We start from the raw sequence: 25,545 nt of genomic DNA on the forward strand, positions 1-25,545 counted from the left end.
AGCTTCTTTGTCGTTCCCCCCGCATCCTCTAAGGGAATCCATGACCCAGCACGTCACCGACGCAGTTCCCACCGACGCCTCCGCCGCCGCCTCCGGGCACCGGGAGTGGTGGCGCGACGCGGTCATCTACCAGGTCTATCCGCGCAGCTTCGCCGACGGCAACGGTGACGGCATGGGTGACCTGCCCGGCATCCGCTCCCGGCTGCCGTATCTGAAGCGGCTCGGGGTGGACGCCGTGTGGCTGTCGCCGTTCTACGCCTCCCCGCAGGCCGACGCGGGCTACGACGTCGCCGACTACCGGGCCGTCGACCCGATGTTCGGCACGCTGACCGACGCCGACGACCTGGTGCGCGAGGCGCATGCGCTGGGCCTGAAGGTGATCGTCGACGTGGTGCCCAACCACTGCTCCGACCAGCACGAGTGGTTCAAGCAGGCGCTGCGCGAAGGTATCGGCTCGCCGCTCAGGGAGCGCTTCCACTTCCGGCCGGGCAAGGGCGCGGGCGGTGAACTGCCGCCCAACGACTGGGAGTCCATCTTCGGCGGCCCGGCCTGGACCCGGGTCACCGAACCGGACGGCACTCCCGGCGAGTGGTACCTGCACCTGTTCGCGCCCGAGCAGCCCGACTTCGACTGGGACCACCCCGCCGTCCACGACGAGTTCCGCTCGATCCTGCGCTTCTGGCTGGACCTGGGCGTCGACGGCTTCCGCATCGACGTGGCGCACGGCCTGGTCAAGGCGGCGGGCCTGCCGGACATCGGCCGTGAGGAGCAGGTCAAGCTGCTCGGCACGGAGGCCGTGCCGTACTTCGACCAGGACGGGGTGCACGAGATCTACCGGGGGTGGCGGCGCATCCTCGACGAGTACGAGGGAAAGACGGGCGGGCGGATCGCGGTGGCCGAGGCGTGGACGCCCACCGTCGAGCGCAGCGCCCTGTACATCCGGCCGGACGAGCTGCACCAGGCCTTCAACTTCTCCTATCTGACCACGGAGTGGAACGCGGCGGACCTGCGCGACGTCATCGACCGCTCGCTCGGCGCCATGAACGCGGTGCACGCGCCCGCGACCTGGGTGCTGTCCAACCACGACGTGGTCCGGCACTCCACGCGCCTCGCGGAAGGGGACGAGGCGCGTGGTCTGCGCCGGGCCCGGGCGGCGACCCTGCTGATGCTGGCGCTGCCGGGCTCGGCGTACCTCTACCAGGGCGAGGAGCTGGGCCTGCCCGAGGTCGTGGACCTGCCCGACGAGGTGCGCCAGGACCCGGCGTTCTTCCGCAGCTCGGGCCAGGACGGCACGCGCGACGGCTGCCGGGTGCCGCTGCCGTGGTCGGGCGAGGCGCCACCGTTCGGCTTCGGTCCCGTCGAGGGCGGCCCGAGCTGGCTGCCGCAGCCCGCGGACTGGAACAGGCTGACCGTCGCGGCCCAGGAGGGCGACCCGGCCTCCACCCTGGAGTTCTACCGCAGCGCCCTGGCCGTGCGCCGCGAGCACCCGGCGCTCGGTGCCGGCCGCCAGGTGATCTGGCTGGACACCCCCAAGGGAGTGCTCGCCTTCCGCCGCGACACGGCCGACGGCTCGTTCGTCTGCACCGTCAACCTCACCGCCACCACCGTCTCGGTGGCCACTCCCGGCACGCTGCTGCTCGCCAGCGCCGAGGTCGAACCGGGCCCGGCACGCACCGCGCTCCCCGCGGATTGCGCCGTCTGGTGGGCAGTCTGAGATGCGACCGGTACAGTCCAATCCTGTGACCACACGGCTTGCCGACATCGCTGCGCAGGCGGGGGTGAGCGAAGCGACCGTCAGCCGGGTCCTCAACGGGAAACCGGGCGTCGCCGCCACCACCCGCCAGTCCGTGCTGGCCGCGCTGGACGTCCTCGGCTACGAGCGACCGGTGCGGCTGCGGCAGCGCAGCGAGGGTCTGGTCGGCCTGATCACGCCGGAGCTGGAGAACCCGATATTCCCGGCCCTGGCCCAGGTCATCGGCCAGGCGCTGACCCGCCAGGGCTATACGCCGGTGCTCGCCACGCAGACCCCGGGCGGGTCGACCGAGGACGAGCTGACCGAGATGCTCGTGGACCGCGGGGTCGCCGGGATCATCTACGTCTCCGGGCTGCACGCGGACACCACCGCCGACATGCAGCGCTACGAGCGGCTGCGGGCGCAGGGCGTGCCGTTCGTCCTGGTGGACGGGTTCTCGCCGAAGGTGCAGGCGCCGTTCATCTCCCCCGACGACCGGGCGGCGATGACGCTCGCGGTGACCCACCTGGTCTCGCTGGGCCACACCCGGATCGGGCTGGCGCTCGGGCCGAAGCGGTTCGTGCCCGTGCAGCGCAAGATCGAGGGCTTCGTCCGGGCCGTGCAGGACCAGTTGGGGCTGGACGCCACGACCGCCGAGGCGGAGTTGATCCAGCACTCGCTGTACACGCTGGAGGGCGGCCAGGCGGCCGCGAACGCGCTGATCGACCGTGACTGCACGGCCGTGGTGTGCGCGAGCGACATGATGGCGCTCGGCGCGATACGGGCCGCCCGGCAGCGGGGTCTGGACGTGCCCCGGGACATGTCGGTGGTCGGCTTCGACGACTCCCCGCTGATCGCGTTCACCGACCCGCCGCTGACCACGGTGCGCAAGCCGGTGCCGGCGATGGGGCAGGCCGCGGTGCGCACACTGCTGGAGGAGATCGGCGGAACGCCCGCGCCGCACAGTGAGTTCGTGTTCATGCCGGAGCTGGTGGTGCGCGGTTCGACCGCTTCGGCACCGAATGTCGTCCGTATGTCGTAGAAGGTGCGCGACGGACCCGACCTTGGGATGATCTGCCGAAGAAGTCTTTTCTGGCAGACTTGATGCCTATGAGTGACTCGACCGTGACACAGTCGGAAGGTCGCGAGGAGGTGGCCGTTCCGCGGGCCGTCACGGGCGAGGTCGGGCGGGGCCCGCGGGGTCTGCTGGGCCGGCTGCGGCGGCCTCGACGGCCTCGGCTGTGGTTCGAGATCCTTCTGATCGCGGTGAGTTACTGGACGTACTCAATGATCCGCAACGCCGTCCCGGAGCAGAAGGCCGAGGCGCTGCGCAACGCGGACTGGATCTGGCGCGTCGAACGTCACCTCGGCATCGACGTCGAGCAGTCGGTCAACCACACCGTGAACTCGGTGACTTGGCTGATCATCAGCATGAACTACTACTATGCCACGCTGCACTTCATCATCACGCTGGGCGTGCTGGTGTGGCTGTACCGGTGGCATCCGGGGCGGTACGCGGCGGCCCGGCTGGTGCTGTTCGCGACCACGGGTGTGGCCCTGGTCGGTTACTACCTGTTCCCGCTCGCTCCCCCTCGGTTGATGCGCGGCGGGCACTTCGTGGACACCGTGATGGTGCACCACACGTGGGGCTCGATGGCCTCGGGCGATCTGAAGCACATGTCGAACCAGTACGCGGCGATGCCGTCCATGCACATCGGGTGGTCGCTGTGGTGCGGGCTGACGATCTTCGCGCTGGCGTCGGTGCCGTGGGTGCGCGTGCTGGGGCTGCTCTATCCGGCGACCACGCTCCTGGTCATCGTGTCCACGGCCAACCATTTCTGGCTGGACGCGGTGGGGGGTGTGCTGTGCCTGGTCTTCGGTTTCGCGGTCGCCCGGGTGTGGTACGGCGCGCTGCCCCACCGCCTGCCGCGGATCACTCCGGACCGGCCGTCACACCCTGTGACCATCGACGGCCAGAAACATCACGTGCCGTCGCCGTAGAACAGTTCCTCCACCGTCGTACGCGCCCTGCGGGTGGTCCGGCGGTACGCGTCCAGCATGTCCCCCGCGTGCCCGGCGCCGAAGCCCAGATAGCGACCCACGGCGGCCAGCTCGCGCGGCTCGGTGGGGAACGTGTCCCCGGCCCGGCCGCGCACCAGCATCACCGCGTTGCGCACCCGGGTGGCCAGCACCCAGGCCTCGTCCAGGACCTCCGTGTCCTCGGCGGACAGCAGCCCGGCCTCGCGGGCGGCCGCCAGGGCCTCACGGGTCCGGGTGGTGCGCAGGCCGGGCAGCTCCCAGCCGTGCCGGAGCTGGAGCAGCTGGACCGTCCACTCGACGTCCGACAGGCCGCCCGGGCCGAGCTTCGTGTGCAGCTTGGGGTCCGCGCCGCGCGGCAGGCGCTCGGACTCCATACGGGCCTTGAGACGGCGGATCTCGCGGACCGCGTCCTCCGTCAGGCCGTGCGCCGGGTAGCGCAGGGGGTCGATGAGGGCCGTGAAACGGCGGCCCAGGTCCTCGTCTCCCGCCACCGGCTCCGCCCGCAGCAGCGCCTGTGACTCCCAGACCAGGGACCAGCGGCGGTAGTACGCCTGGTACGCCTTCAGCGTGCGCACCAGCGGGCCCGACTTGCCCTCCGGGCGCAGGCCGGCGTCGATGAGCAGCGGCGGGTCGGCGCTGGGCAGTGCGAGCAGGCGGCGCATCTGCTCGACCACCTTGTTCGCGGCCGCGGAGGCCTCGTGTTCGTCCACGCCGTCCTGCGGTTCGTGGACGAAGAGGACGTCCGCGTCGGAGCCGTAGCCCAGCTCGTGACCGCCGAACCGGCCCATCCCTATGATCGCGAACCGGGTGGGCAGCGTATCGCCCCAGCTGTCGCGGACCACCGCGCGCAGGGTGCCGGCGAGAGTGGCCGCGGTGAGGTCGGAGACCCCCGCGCCGACCCGGTCCACCAGGGCGCCCTGGTCGGCCTCGGCGGCGGTGGTCTCGGTGCCGTAGGAGCCGACGATGTCGCCGGCGGCGGTGCGGAACAGCTCGCGGCGGCGTACGCCACGGGCCGCGGTGACGCCCTGCTCGGCGTTCTGCGCGCGGCCCACCGCCGCCAGGATCTCCTGCTCCAGGGGAGCGCGCTCGCGGGGCGCCAGGCCGCCGCCGGTGCCGTCGCCGTCGCCCAGCAGGGCCACCGCCTCGGGTGCGCGCATGAGGAGGTCGGGGGCCAGGCGGCCCGCCGAGAGGACTCGGGCCAGGTTCTCCGCCGCCGCGCCCTCGTCCCGCAGGAGACGGAGATACCAGGGGGTCTTGCCCAGCGCGTCCGAGACCTTGCGGAAGTTCAGCAGGCCCGCGTCCGGGTCCGCCGAGTCGGCGAACCAGCCCAGCAGGACGGGCAGGAGGGTGCGCTGGATGGCCGCCTTGCGGGTCACGCCGGAGGCGAGGGCCTCCAGGTGGCGCAGGGCTGCGGCCGGGTCGGCGTAGCCCAGGGCGACGAGGCGTTCGCGGGCGGCCTCGGGGCTCAGCCGGGCCTCGCCGGGGGCGAGTTGGGCGACCGCGTCGAGGAGCGGGCGGTAGAAGAGCTTCTCGTGCAGCCGTCGTACGACGCCGGTGTGCCGTTTCCACTCGCGGTTCACCTCGGCCACCGGGTCGGTGCGCAGGCCCAGCGAACGGCCCAGGCGCCGCTGGTCCTCCTCGGCCACCGGGACGAGGTGGGTGCGGCGCAGTCGGTACAGCTGGATGCGGTGTTCCATCGTGCGCAGGAAGCGGTACGCCTCGTCCAGGCGGGCGGCGTCCTCGCGGCCCACGTAGCCTCCCGCGACCAGGGCCTGGAGGGCGTCCAGGGTGGTGCCGCTGCGGAGGGCCTGGTCGGTGCGGCCGTGCACCAACTGGAGGAGCTGGACGGCGAATTCGACGTCGCGCAGGCCTCCGGGACCGAGTTTGAGTTCTCTGTCGATCTCGGACGCGGGGATGTTCTCGACCACGCGTCGGCGCATCTTCTGGACGTCCGCCACGAAGTTCTCGCGCTCGGCCGCCTTCCAGACCATGGGTTCGAGCGCGTCGACGTACGCCAGGCCCAGGTCGGCGTCGCCCGCCACCGGGCGGGCCTTGAGCAGGGCCTGGAACTCCCAGGTCTTGGCCCAGCGTTGGTAGTAGGCGAGGTGGGAGGAGAGGGTGCGGACCAGGGGGCCGTTGCGGCCCTCCGGGCGGAGGTTCGCGTCCACCGGCCAGATGGAGCCCTCGACGGTGGTCTCCGAACAGATCCGCATGAGGTGGGAGGCGAGGCGGGTGGCGGCGGTGAGGGCCTTGGCCTCCGTGGTGCCTTCCGCTGCTTCGGCCACGAAGATGACGTCCACGTCGGAGACGTAGTTCAGTTCGTGGCCGCCGCACTTCCCCATCGCGATCACCGCCAGGCGGCAGGCCGCGGCGTCCTCGGGGGCGTGCGTCTGCGCCATGGCCAGGGCCGTACGGAGGGTGGCGGTGGCGAGGTCCGCGAGTTCCGCGGCCGTCTCCGCCAGGCCCGTGGTGCCGCAGACGTCCCTGGCGGCGATGGAGAGGAGGCAGCGGCGGTAGGCCACGCGGAGCGAGACCGGGTCGGTGACCTCGGCCAGGCCGCGCTCGAACTCGGTGACGCCGGGGTGGAGGTCCTGGGGCTCGTAGGTGACCAGGGCGTGCCAGTCGGCCGGGTGGCGGGCCAGGTGGTCGGTGAGGGCGGCGGAGGCACCCAGGACGCCCAGGAGGCGGTCGCGCAGGGGTTTGGCCGCGATGAGGGTGTCCAGGAGCTCGCGGTGGGCGGTCGGGGTGGCCTGGGCCTCCAGGAGCCGGACCAGGCCGTGCAGGGCCAGATCGGGGTCGGCCGTGACGCCCAGGGCTTCCAGGAGGACGGGGTCGTCGCGGACCGGGGCCAGCTCGGGGCCGTCCAGGAGGCGTTCGGCCGCGGAGGGGTCCGTGAAGCCGTGCCGTAGCAGCCGCGTGAAGGTACTGCTCCTGCGCCCCGGCGTCATGCTCGGCCTCCCCTGGGATCCCGGTCGTCCTGGCCTGAGCCTAGCCGGACCGGGCGGAGGTGGCCGGGGATGCGGGGGTGGCCGGTGCGGGCGGACGCGGATGCGGAGGGGTGGTCCGTTCCGGTGGGCGGGCCGATGCCCTCGGCGGCCCGTGCGGGTCCTCGGGGGCGCGGGGGCTCGGGTCGCGCCTGTGGCGCGCAGGAGTCGGTGCCGCACCTGGCGGGTGGGCGCGACACCTGGCGGGTGGGCGCGGGGTTCCCTGCGGGGTCCGTGCCGCACCGCGTACGGGGTTCCGTGCCGCGTACGAGGTTCCGTGCCGCGCTCCGTGCCGGGCATGCCCGGGGCGGCCCGCCCGGGTGCGTAAGGGACTTGGGGCCCGCCTGCCGTGAGAGGGGAGTCGGTGCCGTGCCGGGCGGTGTCCGTCCCCGATCCGGCGGACCCTTGGCCGAAAGGGTGTCCTGCGTTCGCGCCGGCCGCTGCGGGCGGACACCGCCCGGCACGTCCCCTTCCCGCCGCGCGCGGATGCGGCCCCGGCCCGGGAGGCATCAGCAGTTCATCCGTTCTTCATCGCACGGGTTGGGTGCGGTGGGCGCGGGGAATATTGGCGTGTGCATGCTCTGTCCGCACCGCCAACCCCGTTCATCCCCCCCACCCGGAGGTTGATGTGTCCGGCAGTTCCGTGTACCGCCGTGCCCGAACCGTCGCGGCCTCGGCAACCGCCCTCGCCGCGGCGGCCGTCGGGCTGTGGTCGGGGCTCGGGGGCGCTTCCGCGCACGCCGCGAGCGCCGTACCGAGCCCGGATCACGTGATCGTCGTGGTCCTCGAGAACCATGCGTACAGCCAGGTCATCGGTTCCTCCAGCGCGCCGTACATCAACTCGCTCAAGTCGGGAGGTGCCAGCCTGACGCAGTCGTACGCCGAGACCCACCCGAGCCAGCCCAACTACTACGCCCTGCTCTCCGGTTCGACGCAGGGGGTCACGGACGACAGCTGTGTCACCCCCGGGTTCTCGTCGGCCGCGAATCTGGCGTCCGAGGTGATCGGCGCCGGCCGCACCTGGGCCAGCTACAACGAGTCGCTGCCGAGCCAGGGTTCCACGACGTGCAGCAGCGGCAACTACGCGCAGAAGCACAACCCTTGGTTCGGGTTCAGCAACGTGCCGACGTCGAGCGCGAAGACGTTCGCGCAGTTCCCGACGGACTACTCGACGCTGCCCCAGATGTCGTTCGTGACCCCCAACCTGTGCAGCGACATGCACGACTGCTCGGTGTCCACCGGTGACACCTGGCTGAAGAACAACCTGGGCGCGTACGCCACTTGGGCCAAGACCCACAACAGTCTGCTCGTCGTCACCTTCGACGAGGACAACCGGCTCAGCGGCAACCGGATTCCGACCGTCCTCTACGGGCAGCCGGTCACCGCCGGGGCGACGTCCTCGACGACGTACAACCACTACGACCTGCTGCGCACCCTGGAGGACACCCAGGGTCTGAGCACGCACGCGGGCAACGCGGCCTCCGGCCAGGACATCACCGGCATCTGGGCGTCCTGACGTGTACGTAGCGGACAGCCGCGCGCAGTCGTCGTCCGCTGACGGCGCCGTCCGACCTGTGGTCGGGCGGCGCCGTGCCGCGGTCGCCCCCGCCGTCTTCGCCCTGGGGGCGGTCAGTCTGGTGACGGACGTGTCGTCCGAGATGGTCACGGCCGTACTGCCGCTGTACCTGGTGACGGGGCTCGGTCTGTCCCCGCTGGGGTTCGGGCTGCTCGACGGCATCTACAACGGGTTCTCGGCGCTCGTGCGACTCGTGGGCGGGCATCTGGCGGACCGGGGCGGCGGGCGGCACAAGTGGGTCGCCGGGTTCGGGTACGCGGTCTCGGCCGTGTGCAAGCCCCTGCTGCTGATCGCCCATGCGCTGACGCCGATCGGGCTGGTCCTCGCCGCCGACCGGACGGGGAAAGGGCTGCGGACCGCTCCGCGCGATGCCCTCATCTCGCTGTCCAGCACGCCGGAGAGCCGGGGGCGGGCCTTCGGGGTGCACCGGGCCATGGACACCGCCGGGGCACTGCTCGGACCCCTCGTGGCGTTCCTGATCCTGCGGGCCACGGTCGACGGGTACGACGCGGTGTTCACCGTCAGCTTCTGCGTGGCCGTGGCGGGCGTCCTGGTGCTGGTCCTGTTCGTACCCGGTGGGCGGGGCGACGCGGTGGCGGCGGAGCGGCCCACGCTGTCGGCCGCCGTACGGCTGCTCGGGCGCCCTGACCTGCGCCGGATCACGGTGTGCGCACTGCTGCTCGGGCTCGCCACGGTCAGTGACTCCTTCGTCTACCTGCTGCTCCAGCGGCGTCTCGGGGTCCCCGACCGCTGGTTCGCCCTGCTGCCGCTGGGGACGGCCGCCGCGTTCCTGCTGCTGGCGATCCCGCTCGGCCGGCTCGCGGACCGGGCGGGAAGGTGGCTGGTCTTCCTGGGCGGGCACGGGGCACTGCTCGTCGCGTACGCGCTGCTGCTCACGTCCTGGCACGGGAGCGGGCTGCCGTACGTCGTCCTCGCCCTGCACGGCACGTTCTACGCGGCCACCGACGGGGTGCTGATGGCGGCCGCCTCGGACGGGGTGCCGGAGGCGCTGCGTTCGTCCGGGCTCGCCCTCGTACAGACCGGGCAGGCGATGGCCCGGTTCGCCTGCTCGCTGCTGTTCGGTGCGGCATGGACGGTGTGGGGCGACCGGGCGGCGCTGACCGGCGCGGCGGTGGCACTGGTCGGCTGTGCGGTCTTCTCCCTCACCCTGCGCCCGAAAGGCCCGGTGACCGTATGAGCGTGCGCACCCGCGTCCTGATCCTGGTCTCGGCCGTCGCCGTGCTGGCGGCGGTCGGGCTCGCGTCCGTCCTGCACGCCTCGGCGCGGGCCGACCGCCGTGACCACACGCAGGCGGGCGGTCCGCGCGTCACGCCGGGGGCGGTCACGCTGACCGGTCACGGGCGGATGCTGTTCCGCAACATGGCCTGGGGTCCGCATCGCGACGAGGTGGTGTCCGTGCCGGCCGGTGATCCGTCGGGGCCGCGTACCGCCTCCGGCGTCAAGTGCCTGCGCTTCTACGCCGCCTCGGGGACGGGCGTGTGCCTCCAGGCCGTGCACGGTCCGGTTTCGGACACCTACCGGGCGCTGATCCTGGATGACCGGCTGCGGACCCTGCGCCGATACGACGTCCCGGGCATCCCCTCCCGTGCCCGCGTCTCCCCCACCGGGCACTACGCGGCCTGGACGGCGTTCGTGGGCGGCGACTCCTACGCCGGTACGAACTTCTCGACGCGTGCGGCGATCGTGGACACGAGGAACGGCGAGCTGATCCCGTCGCTGGAGGCCTTCCGGATCATCAAGGACGGACGCACGTACCACGCGGCGGACGTCAACTTCTGGGGCGTGACGTTCGCGGCGGACGACCGTACGTTCTACGCCACGCTCGCGACGGGCGGGAGCACCTACCTGGTCCGCGGCGACCTGCGCGCCCGCACGCTCACCACCTTGCACCCGAACGTCGAGTGCCCGTCCCTCTCGCCCGACGGCACCCGGATCGTCTACAAGAAGCGGGTCCAGGGGCTGTCCAAGGACGCCCCCTGGCATCTGTACGTCCTCGACCTGCGCACGATGCGCGAGACTCCGCTGGCCGAGCAAAGGAGCGTGGACGACCAGGCGGTTTGGCGCGACGCCCGCACGATCGTGTACGCGCTGCCCGGTGACTACGGCGCCGATCTGTACCAGGTCCCGGCGGACGGGTCGGGGACGCCGCAGCGGATCAGCGGGGCTGCCGTGTCACCCGCGTATGTGCCGTAGAGGCCACCGACGGCCGCACGGCGGTTGCCGCCGGCCCGGACCCGCGTGGGCGCGTGCCCGTGGAGGTACGCGGGCCCGTGGAGGTACGCGGGCCCCGCGCCGGGTGCCTCACAGCACCGGCAGGCTCTCCCGTCGCTCGAACGCCGCGGCCTCCGAGCGGCAGCGGATCGTCACGGAGCACGCGGACGACCCGCGCGCGGTCTGCCGGATGGGCCGGATCGTCGACGAGGTGCCGCCCCGTCCGCGCACGCAGGGCCGGCGGACGGTCAACGGCACCGGCCTGCTGATCGGCCCGGGGTCGGCGAGACGCGACGGGGCCGGCGGTCCGTGACCGCCGGCCCCAAGGGATCGTTTCGGCGGAAATCCGCCCTGACCTCGCCTACAGCACCGGCAGGTTCTTCCGCAGCTCGAACGCCGTGACCTCGGAGCGGTACTCGTGCCACTCGTGCCGCTTGTTGCGCAGGAAGAAGTCGAAGACGTGCTCGCCGAGGGTCTCGGCGACCAGGTCGCTGCGTTCCATCAGGGTCAGGGCCTCGCCCAGGTTCTGCGGAAGGGGTTCGATGCCCATCGCGCGGCGCTCGGCGTCGGAGAGGGCCCAGACGTCGTCCTCGGCGCCCGGCGGGAGCTCGTAGCCCTCCTCGATGCCCTTGAGGCCCGAGGCGAGCAGGAGGGCGTAGGCCAGGTACGGGTTGGCGCCGGAGTCCAGGGAACGGACCTCCACGCGGGCGGAGCCGGTCTTGCCGGGCTTGTACATGGGGACCCGGACCAGGGCCGAGCGGTTGTTGTGGCCCCAGCAGATGTACGAGGGGGCCTCGCCGCCGGCGCCCGCCGTGCGCTCGGAGCCGCCCCAGATGCGCTTGTAGGAGTTCACCCACTGGTTGGTGACCGCGGAGATCTCCGCCGCGTGCTTGAGCAGGCCCGCGATGAAGGAGCGGCCGACCTTGGAGAGCTGGTACTCCGCGCCCGACTCGTAGAAGGCGTTGCGGTCCCCCTCGAAGAGGGAGAGGTGGGTGTGCATGCCGCTGCCCGGGTGCTCGGAGAAAGGCTTCGGCATGAAGGTCGCCTGCACACCCTGCTCCAGGGCCACCTGCTTCATGACCAGGCGGAACGTCATGATGTTGTCGGCGGTGGAGAGCGCGTCGGCGTAGCGCAGGTCGATCTCCTGCTGGCCCGGGCCGCCCTCGTGGTGGGAGAACTCGACCGAGATGCCCATCGACTCCAGCATGGTGATCGCCTGGCGGCGGAAGTCCATGCCGACGTTGGTCGGGGTGTGGTCGAAGTAGCCAGAGTTGTCGGCCGGGGTGGGGCGGGTGCCGTCCAGCGGGCGGTCCTTCAGCAGGAAGAACTCGATCTCCGGGTGGGTGTAGAAGGTGAAGCCCAGGTCGGAGGTGCGGGCCAGGGCGCGCTTCAGCACGTAGCGCGGGTCGGCGAAGGACGGGGAGCCGTCCGGCATGAGGATGTCGCAGAACATGCGGGCGGTGCCGGGGGTCTCCGCGCGCCACGGCAGGACCTGGAAGGTGGAGGGGTCCGGCTTGGCGATCATGTCGGACTCGTAGACCCGGGCGAAGCCCTCGATGGCGGAGCCGTCGAAGCCGATGCCCTCGTCGAAGGCCTGCTCCAGCTCGGCAGGGGCCACGGCGACGGACTTGAGGAAGCCCAGCACGTCCGTGAACCACAGGCGTACGAACCGGATGTCGCGCTCCTCCAAGGTCCGGAGCACGAACTCCTGCTGCTTGTCCATCTTCCGCTTCCCCATCCTTGCTGGTCAGGCCGCCTGTCCCCCGCTAGCGCGGGAGGCGGTCGGGCACCTGAGCATCCCACCACAACACCATTTCGAGCGCGTTGCGGACCTTGATCGCCGAAGCGTCCTCGGGCTGAACGCCTCTCGCACGGCAGGTGTACCGCTCTGTCGCCCATCTTGCCTGCTCGCACCGACATGCGTAATGGCCGATTCGGTGCGCGAGGCGACTCACACCACCCCTGTTAATTTGCATCTCATATGCAAGTTTTCGTTGCGTGCCGCCCAGCCGAACCCCGAGGAGTTCCGATGCCATCCGAGCAGTCCGCGGCCACCGTCAGCGCCACCCTTCCCGCCGCCGGCGCGGCCATCGGCGAGATCACCGAGCGCTTCTACGCGGCCCCGGTGTCCCAGCTCAGACACCAGCCGCAAACCAGCCGGGCGATCACGCGCCTGCCGCCGTGGCGGCCTGTTCGTGGGTGACGGCGACGCCGGAGGAGCGGATCTCCCCGGCGAGCTTCACGGCGCCCTCCAGCTCGGGGCGCCGGGTGGCGCGGGTAGAGATTTCCTCCGAGAGGACCCGGGGCACTCCGGCATCGGCGAGGGAGTCGAGCTGTGCGTCGAGGGAGTGCCGGGCGGTCGAGGCGCGGGCGTGGCCGAGGCGGACGTGCCCGAGCGGTTCGGCGCCGGCGCTCACCGGCCGGGGCGGCTCGGTCCAGGCCGACCCCGGCTTGCGTACGGCAGGGGTCGGCACACCGAGCGCCTTGGCGAGTTGGGGCACGAGGCGGGTCAGCAAAGCGGGCGGCCAGGATCCGGAGTGGGCCGCGAGTTCTCGCTGCCAGCCACGGTGACCGGAAGCGACTGTGGGGTGGATCACGGTTGAGGTTGACCTTGGGGCAGGGTGGAGGCTCGTCGCATCGGCACACAACGCCGACCCGGGCACGACCGATGTGAAGGAGCAACGATGTCCACCAACCTCTCCGGCCAGGGGCAGGATCGTCCGGAGCTGCAGAAGGCGATCGAGGAGTTGGCCGAGTCCGGATTCGCAGGAATCCAGCTCCGGGTGAACGACGAGCAGGGCGAGTGGGTCGGCAGCGCCGGTGTGCGCGAGCTGGGCCAGAGCGCCAAGCCGCTGACGAACGGGCACTTCCGCATCGGCAGCAGCACCAAGAACTTCGTCGCCACCTCGGTGCTCATGCTGGTGGCCGAGGGCAGGATCGGCCTGGACGCCCCGGCCGATGACTACCTGCCCGAGTTCGGTCTCGATCGGCGGATCACTGTGCGGATGCTGCTGCAGCACACCAGCGGGATCTTCAACCACACCGGCGAGCTCTACGAGGACGGGACAATCGTGCTGGGGGTCCCCTGGCAGGGCAAGGAGTGGGTGGACAACCGATTCAAGACCTACCTGCCCGAAGAGCTGGTACGGCTGTCGTTGTCCAAGCCGACGCGGTTCGCGCCGGGTACGGGCTGGAGCTACGCCAACACCAACTACGTGCTGGCCCGGCTGGTGGTCGAGAAGGTCACCGGCCGTTCGTTTGCCGAGGAGTTGCAGCGGCTGATCCTGGGGCCGCTGGGGATGACCGGCACCGTGGCGCCGGGCGCCTCGCCGGAGATCCCCGAGCCGCACAACCACGGCTACTACCGCTACGAGGACGCCGGGCAGGAGAGGACAGTCGATGTCACCCGTCAGAACCCGTCCTGGGTCGGAGCCGGCGGCGACATGATCTCGACCACCAAGGACCTGCACACCTACTTCTCCGCGCTGATGGGCGGCAGGCTCCTGCCGGCCGAGATGCTCGCCGAGATGCGCACGCCGGAGGCGACGATCGGCTACGGCCTGGGAGTGTTCGCACAGGAAACGGAGGGCGGCACCGTCTTCCACCACAACGGCGCCACCATGGGCTCGGCGGCGCTGATGTACGGCACCCCCGACGGGAGCAAGACCCTGACCGCCGGGCTGACCTGGGTGGACGACGCCGACCTGTCGATAGCACCGGCATTCCAGACCGCCCAGCAGCGTTTCGTCGACGCGGTGTTCTGCGGCAAGCTGGGCCGATGAGGAACGGGGTCACGATCGGGCAGGCGGCGGCGTTCGTCGGCGTCACAGTGAAGACGGTGCGGCATTACCACAAGCTCGGCCTGATTGCGGAGCCGGAACGGGACAGCTCCGGCTATCGACGGTACGGATCCGCACAGCTGCTGCAGCTGGTGCAGGTACGGACGCTGGCCGCCGCGGGCGTGCCGCTGGCCGAGATCGGGCCCATGCTCGACGCCGACGCCGCGCAGTTCGGCGCCGCGCTCACCGACGTCGAGCGGCAGCTCACCGAACGCATCGATGAGCTGGCCGCCCGCCGCGAGATGCTGCACCGACTCGCCGACGGCGACCGGGTCCTGCTGCCCGATCGCGCCTGCGCGGTCCTGGACCGGATGACCGGCCTCGGCTTCAGCCCCGACTACGTGGCCGCGCAACGCGAGGCCCTGGTGCTGGCCCGGGCGCTGGTGCCGGAGGGCTTCGACGGCTTCCTGACACAACTCGAACACGGGCTGGACGACCCCGAGTACATCGCCCTGACCAAGCGCGGCTGGGACGCGGAGACCTGGGCGCCGGACGACCCGAGGATCGAAGAACTCGCGACGGCGATGGCCGATCGCTACCTCGCCAACCCCGCGCTGCTGGGGGATCACGCCAGCCTTCAGGCATGGGCCAAGGCTTCGGCTCAGTACAAGCTGATCAACAACCACCGCGAGGACCAGGCACCGATCTCAGCCCGGCTGACCGCGCTCACCGAGACCAAGCTCCGCTCCGCAGGCGTACCCATGCCGCACCGATGACGGAATCCTCATGGGGAGTGAGGTCCACCAGAACAGCGCGGTCGGGACGCGCCGGTCCTTCTCGCTCAGCCTCGATGGCCAGGCCGGTTCGGCCAGGACCTGCTGGACCAGCAGGGCAGCTGACCGGATCAGCCGCGGCCGTCGTGTCCGCCGGCCGCCTCGGTCACCTTGTCCAGGAGCGGCTGGAGCTTGTGGACCAGGGCCTGGTAGTCGGCACTGCGACCGTCCGACCACTGGGCCAGGCCGATCACCAGCAGCTTGTTCCGGCCGGCGAACGACTGCACCAGCCCGCTGTCCGCCGGCAGCGCCCTGAGCCCGGATCCGGCGGGCGGCGTCAGCACCGGCACCTCGTAGTCGGTCGGGTGCGGGGCCAGAGCGGTCATCACCCGCATGACGTCGAGCTGGTCCTTCATGCCGAAGGCGACGACCGTGTACTGGTTGCCGGACGCGTCCTTGTACAGGGCCCCGATCACGCCCCGGCAGCCCTTGCTCTTCCCCAGCAGCGCGCTCAGGTCCGGGCCGACCGAGCCCGCGCAGTTCGGGCCGCCCGTCTGGGTGACCTTGGTGTCGCCGGCGACGCGTGCCGGGAACGCCTGGTCCGCGGTGACCATCGGCATCGGCGCCGCGGAGGTCGCCGCCGGCCGCCCGGAGGGGACGGCAGGCGCATGCCCCGCCGCCTTGTCCGCCGTCTCGTGCCGGGTCCCGTGCCCTGCGCCCAGCCAGAATCCCGCACCGGCGACCGCGAGTGCGGCACCGGCGACGGCCGTCGCCGCGAGGAGCCTGCGGCGGCGCGGCCGCTTCGCGGCGGCACCGCGCTCAGTGTGCCCGGTCGCGCTCGGCTCGTGGACCCCCCTGCTCTGCTCGAACTCTCTGACGAACTCGTCCCACCGTTCGTCACCCGTCCCCTGGTTCCCCTCCGTCACGCGCGCACCATAGCGCCCGCCGTTGAACGCGGGGCGGGGAGAGCCGTCAACCGGCCTGCGGCCCCCGGGAGATGCCCAGCAGCAAGGGCCCCGTCGGCTCAGCCACGATCTCGGCGACCGTCAAAGGATCCAGCGCGGCGAAAAACGCCTCCTGAGCCCGCCGCAAGGCGCCCCGCAGGCGGCAGCCGGAGTTCAGCGGGCAGGGGGTCTGGCCCTCGCAGTCGACCACGTCGCCGTCGCCCTCGAAGACACGCACGAGCGCGCCGACCGACGCCGTACGGCCCTTCTCGGTGAGCGTGAGGCCGCCGCCCCGGCCGCGCCGGGCGTCGACCAGGCCCAGGTGCTGGAGCTCGGCGACGACCTTCGCGGCGTGCGTGTAGGGCACCTCCATGTCCGCCGCGACCTGCCGGGTGGTGGGCGTGGCGTCGGCGGCGACGGCGAGTCGCATCAGGACCCGCAGGGCCAGGTCGGTGGAGCGCAGGAGCCGCATACGGCGAGCCTAGGTAATACGCATCCGCCGTTCAAATTATCCCGCCGTCCTCTCTTTTGCCGTGCCCTGCCTACGGAAGACGCCCCCTCCCCACTACGATCAACGGGCCCCACCCTTCCCACTGCCGTCCCTTTTCCCCAGAAGGACACCTCATGGGCCCCGTCAAGAACAGCACCGAGGCACGCAAGGCGCACATGGAGGGGATACGGCGTGCGGAGCGCGCCCGCGAGCGGCGCGGCCGGGTGCTCGTCATCGCCGCCAGTGTGGTGGTCGTCGTCGGGCTCGTGGTCGGCGGTGTGGTCCTCGTGAACTCCCAGTCGGACGGGAAGTCCCAGGCCGACGTGAAGTCGGACAGCGCGCGCGACGACGACAAGGGCCCCGGGGTTGCCGGGAACTCCGGGGACTCCGGGCACTTCGTCAAGGGCAAGGACGGGGTGCTGACCTGGACCGGCGATCTGTCGCGCACGCATGTGACGACGAAGGTGTCGTACCCGATGCACCCGCCGGTCGGCGGCAACCACAACCCGGTCTGGCTGGACTGCAACGGTGACGTCTACACCGAGCCGGTGCAGGACGAGAACGCCGTGCACGCCCTGGAGCACGGCGCGGTCTGGGTGACGTACACCGGAAAGGCGAGCAAGGCGGACGTGGACGCGCTCGCGGCGAAGGTGCGGAAGACGCCGTACTCGCTGATGAGCCCGTACGCGGACCAGGCCGCGCCGCTGATCCTGTCGGCGTGGGGCCGTCAGGTGACCGTGAAGAGCGCGAGTGATCCGGAAGTGGACAAGTTCTTCGCCGCGTACGTACAGGGCCCGCAGACGCCCGAGCCGGGGGCCTCGTGCACCGGTGGAGTCATGAAGTGACCCGGCAGCGCATCGGCTGGATCGCCGGGGCCGCGGCGGCGGTGCTCGTCGCGGCCGGCGGGGTCACGTACGCGGTCGCCGAGGACTCCGGCGGCCCGTCGGTGCTGACGGCGCCGGGCGCGGAGTCGGCCGACGCCGGGTTCGCCCGGGACATGGCCGTGCACCATCAGCAGGCCGTCGAGATGTCGTACATCGTGCGGGACCGCACCGGCGACGAGGACGTGCGCAGGCTCGCCTACGACATCGCGCAGACCCAGGCCAACCAGCGTGGCATGCTGCTGGGTTGGCTGGATCTGTGGGGGCTGCCGAAGGTGTCGGCCAAGCCGCCGATGTCCTGGATGGGCATGGGTGACATGCCCGAGCGCGGGGACGGCTCGCTGATGCCGGGCATGGCGACCGACACGGAGCTGAGGAAGCTCCAGTCGCTGAGCGGCAAGCAGGCCGAGATCTTCTATCTGCAGTTGATGACGGACCATCACAAGGGCGGTATCCACATGGCCGAAGGGTGCGTTGCCCAGTGCACCGTAGGCGTGGAGAAGCGGCTGGCCCAAGGCATGGTCGACGCGCAGCAGTCGGAGCTGCAGGTGATGGCCGGGATGCTCAAGGAGCGGGGCGCGAAGCCTCGTTCATGAACATCGGGCGAGCGGTTCCGTAACGCCGCCGTAAGAGACCGTGCGGATGAAGGGCGCAAATCGCCCTACCTGACGGTCACTTGACCTTCTATTGACCATTGCGTTCCCCTGGCATGAACGGTTCATCGTAAGAGTGGCCCCCATCGTGTGATCCAGCGCTGCCGGCCGACACCGCCGCGGGTCGGCGCGCGGAGCCACGGCGTATCGACCACTACATGCATGCGAACCGCATCGCAGGGGGTTCTATGAGATCCAACCGCGCCAAGCTGCGCGCCGTGAGCATGGCAGCGACACTGCCCATGATCGCCGGCGCGCTGGCGCTGGGCATACCCGCGGCCCACGCTGCGGACAGCCCCGCTCGTGACTCACTGAAGGGCACCAAGCCCGCCTGGGCCACGGCCAAGACGGACAAGGGCGCTACCGCGAACAGCGCCCAGGTGAACGCCCGGGTCTACCTGGCCGGCAAGGACGCGGCCGGACTCGCCGCCTACGCCAAGGCCGTGTCCGACCCCAGCTCGCCACAGTACGGCAAGTACCTGAGCGCCAAGACGGCGCAGGCCCGCTTCGGGGCCACCAAGGCCCAGGTGGCCGCGGTCAAGTCCTGGCTGAAGTCGGCCGGCCTGACGATCACCTCGGTCACCACGCACTACGTCGCCGTCTCCGGTGACGTGGCCGCCGCCGAGAAGGCCTTCGGCACCCAGCTGCACAACTACACCAAGGGCACGAAGACCTACCGTGCTCCGGAGCAGACCGCGTCCGTGCCGGCCGGTCTGCAGGGTGCCGTCCTGACCGTCACCGGCCTGGACAACGCCCCGCACACGGCCACCCACGACGACCAGCTGCCGCCGCCGGACGCCGTGTTCAAGAACGCCGGGCCGTTCTCCTCGTACTACGGCTCGAAGACCGCCAGCACCCTGCCGGACGCCTACGGCCAGAAGATCCCGTACGCCGTCAAGGGCTACACCGGCAAGCAGCTGCGCGCCGCCTACGGCGCCGGCACGTACACCGGCAAGGGCGTCCGCGTCGCCATCACCGACGCCTACGCCTCGCCGACCATCGCCTTCGACGCCGGCAAGTACGCGCTGAACAACGGCGACAAGGCCTGGACGACCGGCCAGCTGCACCAGGTGCTGCCGGACAACTACACCAGGACCGACGAGTGCAAGGCGGCCGGCTGGTACGGCGAGGAGACCCTCGACGTCGAGGCCGTGCACGCGGTCGCACCCAACGCCGACGTCACCTACGTCGGTGCGGCCTCCTGTTACGACGACGATCTGCTGGCCTCGCTCAGCAAGGTCGTCGACAACCACCTGGCCGACATCGTCTCCAACTCCTGGGGCGACACCGAGGCCGCCCAGACGCCGGACCTCGCGGCCGCCTACGACCAGGTCTTCCAGCTGGGCGCGGTCCAGGGCATCGGCTTCTACTTCTCCTCCGGTGACAACGGCGACGAGGTCGCCAACACCGGTACGAAGCAGGTCGACTCGCCGGCCAACTCGGCCTGGGTGACCGCGGTCGGCGGCACCTCGCTGGCCGTCGGCAAGGGCGACACGTACCAGTGGGAGACCGGCTGGGGCACCGAGAAGGCCACCCTGGCGGCCGACGGCAAGAGCTGGACCGGCTTCCCCGGCGCCTACACCGGCGGCGCGGGCGGCGGCACCAGCAAGACCGTACCGCAGCCGTACTACCAGAAGGGCGTCGTGCCCAAGGCGCTGGCCACGGCCAACAACGCCGCCGGCAACCGCGTCGTCCCGGACATCGCGGCCATCGCCGACCCGAACACCGGCTTCCTGGTCGGCCAGACCCAGACCTTCCCGGACGGCTCGCAGCAGTACAGCGAGTACCGCATCGGCGGCACCTCGCTGGCCGCGCCGACGATCGCGGCCATCCAGGCCCTGGCCCAGGAGGCGCACGGCAAGGCGATCGGCTTCGCCAACCCGTCGATCTACGCCGACTACGGCAAGAAGGGCGTCTTCCACGACGTCACGGACCAGCCGACCGGCACCGACCTGGCGGTCGCCCGGGTGGACTTCGCCAACGGCCTGGACGCCAAGGGCGGCCTGCTGTACTCGGTCCGCAGCCTCGGCAAGGACAGCTCGCTGTCCGCGGTGAAGGGCTACGACGACGTGACCGGTGTGGGCTCGCCCGCGAACGGCTACGTGCAGTCGTACGCGAAGAAGCACTGACGCTCCGCTGAGCAGCGGGGGGCGTGGGGTCCTGGGACCCCACGCCCCCCTTTTTCTTTGCGCGCAACGCGGTTGCCGACCCACGTCATCGACCGCCCCGGCCAGGGCGCACCGGTGACCGTTCGCGTCGTCGGCATGCCGGACCACCGTGGCCGTACCCGCATCGAGGTGACCGAGCGGCGGGGCGTGGAGCAGGGACGGGCCGCAGGACGGTGTGGTGCGAGCTGGGCCACCGGAGGCGGCCCGGACAGGGTCGCTTAGCACGGCTCACGGCACGACATTCGCATCGACACGCTTCGGCCGTAGGTGAGCAGGAGTCAAAGGATCACTCCAAAGGCCTAAAAGTATGTCAATCCCACTTTTTCTCGGGCCACTTGTGTCTCCGCCGCCCCCTCGAAGGCGCGCCGCCCGAGGCCGGGAGTACCCCGAACGGCAGCATGTTCCCCTTTCTCGAATATCGCGGATAAGTCGGATATGAGTACTTTTGATCTCACGCCGGCTGACGGGCCGGCATCTCGGAGAAACGAGAACACAGGAGAAGAGATATGAAGCTCGCCCGTTCCAACATGGTGACCGCCGGAATCGCGGGTGCCGCAGCTCTCGTCGCGACCGGTATCACCTACGCTTCGGCCGCCTCCGTCCCGGTGCCCCAGGCGGCACCCGCCCAGGTGGCACCCGCCCAGGTGGCAGCCGCCCCGGAGGCAGCCGCCCCGGCGCCCGCCCCCGGCGCACCCCGGGACGGTGGTACGCAGAGCAAGGGCAACGAGGGTGGCGGCCACGACGAGGGGGGTGGCCGCGACGAAGGTGGCCGCCACCGCGATCACGGCCGCATCCAGATCAACGAGCGGTCCTACTCCGCCCACCCGGGCGACTGCATCACCGTCATCAGCGGCCTGGGCGCCCGGACCCTGAACATCCGCAACGACAGCCACAAGCGGGTGGAGGTCTTCCGCGGGGCGGTCTGCGACAACGGCGGCCCCATCGCCACCGTCGGCCCCCACAGCGACAGCTTCGGTGTGCGCGCCTGCCCGCCCGACGGCATCGAGGTCGAGAACGGAGTGATCGCCAGCTTCCGCGTGGTCCGGCACCACGGCTGGGGCGGTGGCGGCGGCGACCGGGACGACGACTAGTCCACCGCCGGCTGAATGAGGGGAACCCCGGCCCGCCGCAATCGGGCCGGGGCCCCCGTCTCGACCATTGTTCGACAATCCCGCGCCGTGCACACCCCGCCCGGACCGGCCGCCAGGCTCCGCAGCCTGGCGGCCGGGCGGCAGGAATCGCCTTCACCAACCGACCCTTCTGGTGACCTGCGCCCGAACGCCCCCCGTCCTTCCGGCGTTCCCCTCACCCCCGATCGGGTGACAGAAGGCGCAGAGCGGCATTCCTGGGTGTGCACGGCGGGGTAGTCGCCCCTTCCCGGCCTCCTCGCCCGCTGGACAGCGGCGATGGAGGCGGCCGCCTGTGCGCGCCGCCGCCGTGCCCCGGCGGTACGAGGCCCCGAGTGACACTTCGCCGCCGGGTCGGGCGCACACCACGGGCGGCGACATCCGTATCCGCGACACCGCGGGCTGAGCGAGGTGAACATGCGCCTGGTGGAGGACGCTAGCGACGACACCTATGTCCTGGAAATCCTCGACATCACGTTGACCCCCGCACTGCCGTGGCTCGGGCACCAGGTCCGCTGGGAGATGTACGGCCATCTCAAGGAGACCGTCGACCTGACCCGGGTCACCTGCAATGTGACCATGAAGTTCGGTCCGGTGAAGATGCTGGACAGAAGCTACCGGCTGCCCGATCTGCTGGCGGGGATGGGCGCGAGACTGTCGGGTGCTCCGAGGCGGCCCGCCGGGCCGTGGAGACAGGCGTGGAACCTTCGGCTTCCCGACACGGTACCGGTGGCCCGGCAGCGGATCCGCCTGCGCGCCCGGACGGGGAACGGAAAGAAGTTCCTGGCCCTGGACATCCCCATGGATTTCAGCCACAGATTCCGTCCGGCCGTGCCGACCGGCAGCGGCGACCCACGCCCGCTGTACGGCATGCGCCACCGCTGACTGCCGCCGGGGACGGAAAGGGGGTGGAAAGGGGGTGGAAAGCGCCGGACTCAGTGGTGCAGCGCGCCCGACTCCTCGGGGACGTGGGACGTGACGACCCGACCCGCCGACGGAGTCACCCGGCGCCGGTCCACCGCGTACGCCACCCCCGCCACACCCAGCCCCAGCACCGCCAGCATCGCACCGGCCAGCGCGGGCGACGTCGTACCGAAGCCCGCCGCGAGGGCCAGGCCGCCGATCCAGGCGCCGCCGGCGTTCGCCAGGTTGAAGGCCGCCTGGTTGGCGGAGGAGGCCAGGGACGGAGCGGCCGCCGCCTTCTCCATCACCATCAGCTGGAGCGGGGAGCCGGTGATGAACGCCGCCATGCCCAGCAGGGTCACCGCCAGTGCCGCGCTCCACTCCCCCCGCATCAGGACCGGGAACAGGAGCAGCACCACGCCGAGCGAAGCCAGGCCGCCGAAGAGCGTGCCCCGCAGCGAGTGGTCCGCGAGACGGCCGCCCAGCAGGTTGCCCGCCGTCGCGCCGACACCGAAGAGGGCCAGCAGCAGCGTCACGTTCGTCTCGGCGAAGCCCGCGGACCGCGTCAGCATCGGGGTGACGTAGCTGTAGGCCGCGAAGAGGGCGCCGAAGCCCGCCACCGTCGTACCGAGCGCGAGCCAGACCGGCAGGGACTTCAGCGCGGCCAGTTCGCCGCGCAGGCCGGCCGACGAGGCGGCGTGCTGCCGGTCGTGCGGGATCAGCAGCGCCAGCGAGGCGATCGCGGCCAGGCCGATCACGCTCACGCCCAGGAAGGTCGCCCGCCAGCCGAGGTGCTGGCCCATCAGCGTGGCCGCGGGGACGCCCAGGATGTTGGCGACGGTCAGGCCGAGGAACATCAGCGACACCGAGCGGGCCTTGCGCTCCGGCGGGACCATCGCCGTCGCGACGACCGCGCCGACGCCGAAGAAGGCGCCGTGCGGCAGACCGCTGAGGAAGCGGGCGGCGAGGAGGGAGTCGTTGCCGGGGGCGAAGGCCGAGAGGGCGTTGCCCGCCACGAACAACGCCATCAGGGCGATCAGGACCGTGCGCCGGGACATGCGCGAGGTGAGCGCCGCGAGCAGCGGGGCGCCGATGACGACGCCCAGCGCGTACGCGGAGACCAGGTGTCCGGCGGCCGGGATCGAGATGTGCAGGTCGTCCGCGACGTCGGGCAGCAGGCCCATCATCACGAACTCGGTCGTACCTATTCCGAAAGCGCCGACGGCCAGAGCGAGCAGGGCCAGGGGCATGAAGGGCCTTTGCCTTTCAGGGGAGACGTCAGGGAGAGCGGAGTTCCGCCCGGCTAAGTTCAGTAGCGGAACAAAGTCTCTCAGGCCCAGTATTCCGGCGGGTTACGACGACGTGTCCAGCTTCACACGCGCAGCCACCGGAAGGTGGTCGCTGCCCGTGCGCGGCAGCGTCCAGGAGCTCTCGGGCTCGACACCCTTGACCATGATCTGGTCGATCCGGGCCATCGGGAACTTCGCCGGCCAGCTGAACCCGAAGCCGCTGCCCGCCGCGCCCTGCGTGGAGCGCAGCTGGGAGGTGACCGCGTTGAGCGAGCGGTCGTTCATCGTACCGTTCAGATCGCCGAGCAGGACGACCCGCTTCACCGGCTCGTCGGCGATGGCCTCGCCGAGCGCGTCGGCGCTCTTGTCGCGCTGCCGCGCGGTGAACCCGGCCTCGATCTTCACCCGGACCGAAGGCAGGTGCGCGACGTACACCGCGACCGGGCCCTCGGGGGTCGTGACCGTGGCCCGCATCGCCCGCGTCCAGCCGAGCTTGATGTCGACGGCACGGACATCGGTCATCGGGTACTTGCTCCACAGCCCGACCGTGCCGAAGACCGCGTGGTGCTGGTACGTCGGCGCGAGCGCCTTCTCGTAGACGGGCACGGCGTTGCCGGGAATCTCCTCCAGGGCGAGCACGTCGGCGCCGGAGGAGGCGACGGCGCGGGCGGTCGCGGCGGGGTCGGGGTTGTCGGCGTTGACGTTGTGGGTCGCCACCATCAGGTCGCCGCCCGCCCCGGTCCGGTCGATGAGCAGCCCGCCGAAGAGGTTCAGCCACACGATCGCCGGCAGGAGGATCGCGATCAGGGCGGTGGCCGACTTCCGGATCAGGGCGCAGCCGAACAGCAGCGGGATGGCCAGGCCCAGCCAGGGCAGGAAGGTCTCCGTGAGGCTGCCGAGGTTGCCCACCCGGTTCGGGATGTGCGAATGCAGCAGCATCACCAGGGCGAGGAGGAGGGCGAGGACCGCCAGGACGATGCCCCGGCGCCAGACGCGCGGATCTCCGCGCCAGCCGGAGAACAGGCGCCGGAGCCGGGATCCCGGTCGCTCGGGCCCCGAGCCGTCGCCCACCGTCTCCGAAACGTACGCCTGCTGCGCCATACCGTCTGCCTCACTGCCTGCCGTGCACACCGTCATCCCCCGTGCTCTTCCGACCCTAGGGGATGATCGGCTACGTTCCCGCCGTCCGGTGACGGCCGTCGGAAGTCCAGGACGAGCGAGGCGGGGCTGCGAGTTCCGTTTGCCCCCGGGACACCTGGGGTCTGTGACGAAACGCGCACATGGATGCTACGAGGCTGTCGAGCTGACGGGCCGTAGGCCCTCCAGGACCGTGTCGACGATCTGCTCCGCGAGGTCCTCGGGCAGGTCGCCTTCCGGGCGCAGGGTGCTGCGCAGCAGCATGGGGCCGACGAACAGGTCGTTGGCCAGCTCCAGGTCGACGTCCGGCCGGAGTTCGCCGTTGTCCCGCGCCCGGCGCAGCACCTCCATGCCGAGGGCGCGGCGGGGTGCGATGACACTGGTGTGGTACGCCGACCAGACCTTGGGGCTGCTCTTCATCTGGGCGTACACGTTGTGCAGGATCGCCGAGGAGCGGCTGGCGAGGCCGCGCCGGCGCAGGGACTCCAGCAGGATGACGAGGTCGTCGCGCAGGCTGGTGCCGGGGAGTTCGGGGTCGGCGGGTTCGGCGGCGCGTACGACGTCGACGAACAGTTCCTCCTTGCCGCTCCAGCGGCGGTAGATGGTGGCCTTGCCGACTCCGGCCGTGCGGGCGACGCGCTCGATGGAGAGCTCGGCGAGGGGGACGCCCTCCTCCAGGAGCTTCATCACGCCTTCGATGATGGCGCGTTCCACGGCCTCGCTGCGGGGGCGGCCCCGTACGGGCCCGTCCGGTCGCAGCCGGCCGTCGGTGTCGGTGTCGGCAAGGCTCACTTCGTTCCGTCCTCTCACTGTGCTGCGGTGATTGTCCCGCAGCCG

The 25,545-nt window shown here is 71.2% G+C and carries 23 protein-coding genes; 15 read left to right on the top strand and 8 right to left on the bottom strand.

Annotated features, from left to right (window positions below; genetic code table 11):
* The first annotated feature begins 40 nt into the window (after positions 1-40).
* From ADK64_RS01340 to ADK64_RS01350, 3 genes are all read left to right on the top strand, one after another.
* Positions 41-1,714, top strand: a complete 1,674-nt coding sequence (locus ADK64_RS01340; protein ID WP_053654029.1) for a glycoside hydrolase family 13 protein — start codon at positions 41-43, stop codon at positions 1,712-1,714.
* A 25-nt stretch (positions 1,715-1,739) separates the two neighbouring features.
* Positions 1,740-2,774, top strand: a complete 1,035-nt coding sequence (locus tag ADK64_RS01345) for a LacI family DNA-binding transcriptional regulator (protein ID WP_053654031.1) — start codon at positions 1,740-1,742, stop codon at positions 2,772-2,774.
* Positions 2,775-2,842: 68 nt separating this feature from the next.
* Positions 2,843-3,733, top strand: a complete 891-nt coding sequence (locus ADK64_RS01350; protein WP_107092892.1) for a phosphatase PAP2 family protein — start codon at positions 2,843-2,845, stop codon at positions 3,731-3,733.
* Here the strand turns inward: ADK64_RS01350 and ADK64_RS01355 are convergent.
* Positions 3,715-6,720 (bottom strand): bifunctional [glutamine synthetase] adenylyltransferase/[glutamine synthetase]-adenylyl-L-tyrosine phosphorylase, encoded by a 3,006-nt coding sequence (locus ADK64_RS01355; RefSeq protein ID WP_053654033.1) that lies wholly within the window; start codon positions 6,718-6,720, stop codon positions 3,715-3,717. The genes ADK64_RS01350 and ADK64_RS01355 overlap by 19 nt on opposite strands.
* A gap of 664 nt (positions 6,721-7,384) precedes the next feature.
* Here ADK64_RS01355 and ADK64_RS01360 point away from each other — a divergent pair.
* From ADK64_RS01360 to ADK64_RS01375, 4 genes are all read left to right on the top strand, one after another.
* Positions 7,385-8,272 (top strand): alkaline phosphatase family protein, encoded by an 888-nt coding sequence (locus ADK64_RS01360; RefSeq protein WP_053654034.1) that lies wholly within the window; start codon positions 7,385-7,387, stop codon positions 8,270-8,272.
* Position 8,273: 1 nt separating this feature from the next.
* The gene (locus ADK64_RS01365) at positions 8,274-9,530 is read left to right on the top strand and encodes an MFS transporter (RefSeq protein ID WP_078992431.1); all 1,257 of its coding nucleotides are present in this window, start codon (positions 8,274-8,276) and stop codon (positions 9,528-9,530) included.
* Complete coding sequence (locus tag ADK64_RS01370) at positions 9,527-10,546, top strand: TolB family protein (RefSeq protein WP_053654036.1); 1,020 nt, start codon at positions 9,527-9,529, stop codon at positions 10,544-10,546. Before ADK64_RS01365 ends, ADK64_RS01370 begins: the two co-directional genes overlap by 4 nt.
* A 103-nt stretch (positions 10,547-10,649) precedes the next feature.
* Positions 10,650-10,877, top strand: coding sequence for a hypothetical protein (locus tag ADK64_RS01375; RefSeq protein ID WP_053654038.1), 228 nt, complete (start codon positions 10,650-10,652; stop codon positions 10,875-10,877).
* A gap of 48 nt (positions 10,878-10,925) precedes the next feature.
* Here the strand turns inward: ADK64_RS01375 and ADK64_RS01380 are convergent, their stop codons facing one another.
* The gene (locus tag ADK64_RS01380; RefSeq protein ID WP_053654040.1) at positions 10,926-12,287 is read right to left on the bottom strand and encodes a glutamine synthetase family protein; all 1,362 of its coding nucleotides are present in this window, start codon (positions 12,285-12,287) and stop codon (positions 10,926-10,928) included.
* Between the two features lie 306 nt (positions 12,288-12,593).
* Here ADK64_RS01380 and ADK64_RS45755 point away from each other — a divergent pair, with 306 nt between their 5' ends.
* Positions 12,594-12,767 (top strand): hypothetical protein, encoded by a 174-nt coding sequence (locus ADK64_RS45755; RefSeq protein WP_159046140.1) that lies wholly within the window; start codon positions 12,594-12,596, stop codon positions 12,765-12,767.
* Here ADK64_RS45755 and ADK64_RS01385 read toward each other — a convergent pair.
* Positions 12,730-13,161: a hypothetical protein gene (locus ADK64_RS01385; RefSeq protein WP_234384422.1), complete on the bottom strand. Its 432-nt coding sequence runs from the start codon at positions 13,159-13,161 to the stop codon at positions 12,730-12,732. The genes ADK64_RS45755 and ADK64_RS01385 overlap by 38 nt on opposite strands.
* An 87-nt stretch (positions 13,162-13,248) precedes the next feature.
* Between ADK64_RS01385 and ADK64_RS01390 the strand changes: the two genes are divergently transcribed.
* Together ADK64_RS01390 and ADK64_RS01395 are read left to right on the top strand one after the other, a co-directional pair.
* Entirely contained in the window at positions 13,249-14,346 is a 1,098-nt protein-coding gene (locus tag ADK64_RS01390; RefSeq protein ID WP_053654042.1) for a serine hydrolase domain-containing protein, read from the top strand.
* A complete protein-coding gene (locus ADK64_RS01395) occupies positions 14,343-15,119 on the top strand; it encodes a MerR family transcriptional regulator (protein ID WP_053654044.1) in 777 nt (258 codons plus the stop codon). Before ADK64_RS01390 ends, ADK64_RS01395 begins: the two co-directional genes overlap by 4 nt.
* 128 nt (positions 15,120-15,247) lie before the next feature.
* Here the strand turns inward: ADK64_RS01395 and ADK64_RS01400 are convergent, their stop codons facing one another.
* Both ADK64_RS01400 and ADK64_RS01405 read right to left on the bottom strand, forming a co-directional pair.
* A complete protein-coding gene (locus tag ADK64_RS01400) occupies positions 15,248-16,042 on the bottom strand; it encodes a hypothetical protein (RefSeq protein ID WP_053654046.1) in 795 nt (264 codons plus the stop codon).
* A gap of 46 nt (positions 16,043-16,088) precedes the next feature.
* The gene (locus ADK64_RS01405) at positions 16,089-16,532 is read right to left on the bottom strand and encodes an RrF2 family transcriptional regulator (RefSeq protein WP_053654049.1); all 444 of its coding nucleotides are present in this window, start codon (positions 16,530-16,532) and stop codon (positions 16,089-16,091) included.
* A 152-nt stretch (positions 16,533-16,684) separates the two neighbouring features.
* Here ADK64_RS01405 and ADK64_RS01410 point away from each other — a divergent pair, with 152 nt between their 5' ends.
* The 5 genes from ADK64_RS01410 (at position 16,685) to ADK64_RS01430 (ending at position 22,264) form a co-directional block, all read left to right on the top strand.
* On the top strand, positions 16,685-17,395 hold the full coding sequence (locus tag ADK64_RS01410; protein ID WP_053654050.1) for a DUF3105 domain-containing protein: 711 nt from the start codon (positions 16,685-16,687) through the stop codon (positions 17,393-17,395).
* Positions 17,392-18,027, top strand: coding sequence for a DUF305 domain-containing protein (locus ADK64_RS01415; RefSeq protein WP_053654052.1), 636 nt, complete (start codon positions 17,392-17,394; stop codon positions 18,025-18,027). Before ADK64_RS01410 ends, ADK64_RS01415 begins: the two co-directional genes overlap by 4 nt.
* A 245-nt stretch (positions 18,028-18,272) precedes the next feature.
* The gene (locus ADK64_RS01420) at positions 18,273-20,213 is read left to right on the top strand and encodes a S53 family peptidase (RefSeq protein WP_053654054.1); all 1,941 of its coding nucleotides are present in this window, start codon (positions 18,273-18,275) and stop codon (positions 20,211-20,213) included.
* Positions 20,214-20,758: 545 nt separating this feature from the next.
* Positions 20,759-21,343, top strand: coding sequence for a hypothetical protein (locus tag ADK64_RS01425; protein WP_053654057.1), 585 nt, complete (start codon positions 20,759-20,761; stop codon positions 21,341-21,343).
* A 453-nt stretch (positions 21,344-21,796) separates the two neighbouring features.
* Entirely contained in the window at positions 21,797-22,264 is a 468-nt protein-coding gene (locus ADK64_RS01430; protein WP_234384423.1) for a hypothetical protein, read from the top strand.
* Positions 22,265-22,314: 50 nt separating this feature from the next.
* Here the strand turns inward: ADK64_RS01430 and ADK64_RS01435 are convergent, their stop codons facing one another.
* The 3 genes from ADK64_RS01435 to ADK64_RS01445 all read right to left on the bottom strand — a co-directional run bounded on the left by ADK64_RS01435 (position 22,315) and on the right by ADK64_RS01445 (position 25,500).
* A complete protein-coding gene (locus ADK64_RS01435) occupies positions 22,315-23,532 on the bottom strand; it encodes an MFS transporter (protein WP_053654061.1) in 1,218 nt (405 codons plus the stop codon).
* A 102-nt stretch (positions 23,533-23,634) separates the two neighbouring features.
* On the bottom strand, positions 23,635-24,672 hold the full coding sequence (locus ADK64_RS01440; protein WP_053654063.1) for an endonuclease/exonuclease/phosphatase family protein: 1,038 nt from the start codon (positions 24,670-24,672) through the stop codon (positions 23,635-23,637).
* 186 nt (positions 24,673-24,858) lie between these two features.
* Complete coding sequence (locus ADK64_RS01445) at positions 24,859-25,500, bottom strand: TetR/AcrR family transcriptional regulator (protein ID WP_053654066.1); 642 nt, start codon at positions 25,498-25,500, stop codon at positions 24,859-24,861.
* Positions 25,501-25,545: the final 45 nt, after the last annotated feature.

This window comes from Streptomyces sp. MMG1121, assembly GCF_001280015.1.
Classification (GTDB): domain Bacteria; phylum Actinomycetota; class Actinomycetes; order Streptomycetales; family Streptomycetaceae; genus Streptomyces.